Annotated in this window: 5 protein-coding genes; 2 read left to right on the top strand and 3 right to left on the bottom strand. The window is 60.1% G+C overall.

Features of this window, described 5'->3' with window-relative positions; translation table 11 throughout:
• Positions 1–96: 96 nt before the first annotated feature.
• Entirely contained in the window at positions 97–534 is a 438-nt protein-coding gene (locus BC440_RS11540) for a GIY-YIG nuclease family protein (RefSeq protein WP_247643571.1), read from the top strand.
• A gap of 165 nt (positions 535–699) precedes the next feature.
• Here BC440_RS11540 and BC440_RS11535 read toward each other — a convergent pair whose 3' ends face one another.
• Positions 700–1,320: a TetR/AcrR family transcriptional regulator gene (locus tag BC440_RS11535; RefSeq protein ID WP_071240242.1), complete on the bottom strand. Its 621-nt coding sequence runs from the start codon at positions 1,318–1,320 to the stop codon at positions 700–702.
• Positions 1,321–1,505: 185 nt separating this feature from the next.
• Here BC440_RS11535 and BC440_RS11530 point away from each other — a divergent pair, with 185 nt between their 5' ends.
• Entirely contained in the window at positions 1,506–2,486 is a 981-nt protein-coding gene (locus tag BC440_RS11530; RefSeq protein ID WP_071240241.1) for an alpha/beta fold hydrolase, read from the top strand.
• A gap of 43 nt (positions 2,487–2,529) precedes the next feature.
• On the opposite strand, the gene BC440_RS11525 is transcribed toward BC440_RS11530, so the two are convergent.
• On the bottom strand, positions 2,530–3,228 hold the full coding sequence (locus BC440_RS11525) for an RES family NAD+ phosphorylase (RefSeq protein ID WP_071240240.1): 699 nt from the start codon (positions 3,226–3,228) through the stop codon (positions 2,530–2,532).
• Positions 3,228–3,641, bottom strand: coding sequence for an MbcA/ParS/Xre antitoxin family protein (locus BC440_RS11520; protein WP_007092299.1), 414 nt, complete (start codon positions 3,639–3,641; stop codon positions 3,228–3,230). Before BC440_RS11520 ends, BC440_RS11525 begins: the two co-directional genes overlap by 1 nt.
• Positions 3,642–3,890: the final 249 nt, after the last annotated feature.

Below are 3,890 nucleotides of genomic sequence, written 5' to 3'. Positions count from 1 at the left end.
AACTTCAAAACCCCTGCCGAGCTATTCTCTGAGCAGGTCAAACATGTTGCACTTCAAGTGTGAGTCCATCCTCCCGCTTTCGCGGGAGTGACGAATGTGCAGAAAGCCCATCCCCAAAGCCGTCATTCCCGCGAACGCGGGAATCCAGTCTTTCGTGCCGCATCCTCAAACCCGGCAACCAGAACCACCCATCGGCATCACCAAAAACTCCGCCATCCGGCCAAATCCTGCTATCCTTCCACGATGAAACAGCCCTGCGTCTATATCCTTGCCAGCAACTGCAACGGCACGCTTTACATCGGCGTTACCGCCGATCTGCGCGCCCGCATCTGGCAACATCGCACAGCCACGGATAAGGGCTTCACCCAACGTTACGATGTCGGGCAACTCGTGCATTTTGAACTGCATGACAGCATGGAAAACGCCATCCTGCGCGAAAAGCGCCTTAAAAAATGGCGCCGCGCCTGGAAGCTCGACCTGATCGAAAAACACAATCCCGACTGGAACGACCTGTTCGACAGCCTGAACGCATAAGCGTCGATAAACTCTCTTCCGTCATTCTCGCGAACGCGGGAATCCAGTCCTTCTTGCCACAGCCTCAAAACCATCCACCGAACCTGCAAGCCCCATGGACTCCCGCCTGCGCGGGAGTGAAGACAGAGTGGAAAAAACCTTCGCGCAAAACCGAAGGCCTCCGCCCTACCGCCCCGCCTTCACCGCGCCAAACCGCAACCCGTCGACCAGAAGCTCCACCATGCTGCGCGTATGCGCGGCCCCCGCTTCATCGCCAACACCCGCCACCGAAAGGTTGCCAATCGCGCGCAGCAGGTCATAGGCAGCAATATCGCGACGTACCTCGCCCGCCGTGGCGGCTGCCTCCAGAAGCGATGTCAGAACCGGCTCGAACTTCGCGCGAAAATAATCGGGCAGCGCATCAAACGCCGGATCACCGGAATGCAATGCCGCCGCCAGCCCCTTTTTGGTCGCGATAAAATCGGTATAGCGGTTCAGCCAGCGCACCAGCGCCTCGCCCGGCGGATAATCCGCCGCAAGAGTTTCTGCGGTTGCCGCACAGGCATCGACTTCGCGCCTGAAAACCGCCGCCACAAGGTCGGATCGGGTTGGAAAACGACGATACAGCGTCCCCACGCCAACCCCGGCCTTGGTGGCAATTTCGCGCACCGGCGCATCGACGCCAGCGGTCGCAAAAACCGCCTTGGCCGCCTCAAGCACCGCATCCTCGTTACGCTGGGCATCGGCGCGCACCCGCCGTTTCGGTGCCTTGCCTTCAAGGTCATGTTTTGTCGGGTCGTCTGTCACTCAAACCTTCCCTGCTGCCGCCGGTCCAAAGACCCCGCACGCAATCACCCTTGATATACGGAACAACGTTCCGTATATACAATTCATCAAGTGGAACAAAGTTCCGTTTAATATCGGATCAACGTTCCGTTTTTCTATATAGGCGAAGCCCCCGACCTTCGCCAAGCAAAACAAGGCACCCCGTCATGAACAATCTGCTTACCGATGCCCGCCATATCCCGACCGGCCCGTCCTTTCCGACCCTGTGCATCAACCCGGTCCGCCTCCCGGCCCCGGATCGCGGGTTGCCGCTTGACCTGCGCATCACCGCCCCGCTCACCCCGCCCTCGAATGATCGGGACCTTCCGATCCTTCTGCTGTCGCACGGGCATGGTCCGTCGCTTTATATCCCGTCCAAGGATGGTTACGCGCCGCTTGCGAATTTCTATGCCGCCCACGGTTTTGTCGTGATCCAGCCGACACATGGCAATTCCAAGGTCGCGGGCCTTCCGGCCGATGCACCGGGGGCACCGTTTTTCTGGCGCTCGCGCGTGCAGGATATGAAGCGGATCCTGGATCAGCTTGACGCGATAGAGGACCAGTTTCCCGCCATCGCCGGGCGGCTGGACCGTTCCAAAATCGCTGCCATCGGCCATTCGCTGGGCGGGCAGACCGTCGGCATGTTGCTTGGTGCACGTCTGACCGATATCAACGACCCGGCCGCACAGAATGTCGATCTGATCGAACCGCGTATCACGGTCGGCGTCCTGCTGGCCGCCCCCGGCAAGGGCGGGGATAGCCTCAGCGACTTTGCCCGCGCAAACTACACATCGCTCAACCCCGATTTCAGCCACCTGACGACAAAAACTCTGGTCGTTGCCGGCGATGCCGATGACAACCCGCACCTGACGACCCGCGGCCCCGCCTGGCACACCGACCCGTTCCACCACAGTCCCGGTGCCGATGCCCTGCTGACCCTGATTGGCGGCAAACATGGCCTTGGCGGCATTGCCGGCTATGACGCAAAGGAAACCGACGACGAAGACCCGGACCGCCTTGCCATCACCCAACGCATGACGCTGGCCTACCTCAAATCAGCCCTTGATCCGGCTGATACGTCATGGGCGGACGCCTGCAAAGCCCTTGCCGATCACGCCCCGTCACATGCCCATGTCACACTCAAATAACACCTGCATATCCGGTGGCTGCATCGCGCAAACGATGCAGCCGCTAAATCACCCGCCAAGTCTCCCCACTGGCAAGGTTGCGGACATAATCAACCGCCTCCCCGTTCCAGTGATAGGAAAAATGGTCGCCCTGCACGGGGATCGGCACCACATCGGGCCAGAACGCCGCAATGCAATGCCCCCCGTCAAACCGCACACTCGGCCAGTAAATCCCGTCCGATCCCGCAGCGCGTCGCTCCGCGCCAAATTTCTGTGACGCCGAATAATCATCGGGGTCCAGCAAATCCGCCCGATCGCTCGCGTCATCAAACACATGCTCGATCCGCCCGACCAGCTCGCGAAACTGCGATGTCCAGCCCGGTTCCTCATCGGTCGCCCGCATCATGCGTGCATGGTGATGCACGGTTTCGGCAATCGCCACCGCCCGGCGATCCCCCGCATAATAAAGCCCGTATGTGCCATCGGAAAACCGGCCGGGGCGATAGGGCGAACAGTGGACAAACGGCGCCATCACATAACTCGCCCCCGGCCCCGCTACCCGGCGTTCGACCGGCACCTTCGCCAGATTGCCGATGCTGTCACGAATGCGCGGGTTCATCTTGGCTTCCGCCGATGCCAGAGCCTCCCAATCGGCGGGATCGGCGATATCTTCAAACAGGTCAATCGGCGGATAGATCGACCGGATGATCCGCACGCATTGCGGCCACGCAACATGCCTTGCGGGAATATCCCCCCCTGCCATCACCAGCCGCCACGCTCCGCATCAAGGTAACTTCGGATATCGGCGATATCCATGATCTCGCCGCGCAACATGATCTCAAGCGCACTTTGCCCGCCAAACGCCGCATTGGGCTTGCGGATCCACGCATAACCGCGTGCCGGTTCGCGAAACAGATATCGCAATCCCTTATGAATCCCGATCAGCATCGCCATGCGCGTGCGCAAATCACGATCAATCCGCCCGATATCCTTCTTCTTCCACCGCGCCCATGTGCGCGCGGGCATATCGCCCAGCAAAACCCGCGCTTCCTGATCGCTCAGATCCCAGACACCAAACAGATTAACCGTGGCGCGCGCCAGCGCCGCCGCCTCATCCTCGGTAATCGCCGCCCGATCCGGCCGCGCCCCGGTCGGCTCCACAATCGCGAATTCCATCACATACCTCCATTTGGCATCAATATAGCATTTTTATGCCAAATGGCAAACAACCGGATCGCAAAACCAGCAACCGCGCCCACAGCCCCATGGACTCCCGCCTGCGCGGCAGTGACGAAAGGATGGAAAGGCCTTACTTCCCCAAAAACCGTCATTCCCGCGAAGGCGGGAAGATGGACTCACACTTGAAGTGCAACATGTTTGACCTGCTCAGAGAATAGCTCGGCAGGGGTTTTGAAGTTAAGGCAC

It is taken from the genome of Thalassospira sp. MIT1004, from assembly GCF_001858545.1.
Taxonomy (GTDB): Bacteria; Pseudomonadota; Alphaproteobacteria; order Rhodospirillales; family Thalassospiraceae; genus Thalassospira; species Thalassospira xiamenensis.
Note: the sequence above shows the minus strand (reverse complement) of the source record. Positions and strands in the feature narration are given on the sequence as shown.

What these genes read in the sequence shown, in the direction of transcription:
- BC440_RS11520 (WP_007092299.1), bottom strand. Translation starts at nt 3,641, where the DNA reads ATGGAATTCGCGATTGTGGAGCCGACCGGGGCGCGGCCGGATCGGGCG.
- BC440_RS11525 (WP_071240240.1), bottom strand. Translation starts at nt 3,228, where the DNA reads ATGGCAGGGGGGGATATTCCCGCAAGGCATGTTGCGTGGCCGCAATGC.
- BC440_RS11530 (WP_071240241.1), top strand. Translation starts at nt 1,506, where the DNA reads ATGAACAATCTGCTTACCGATGCCCGCCATATCCCGACCGGCCCGTCC.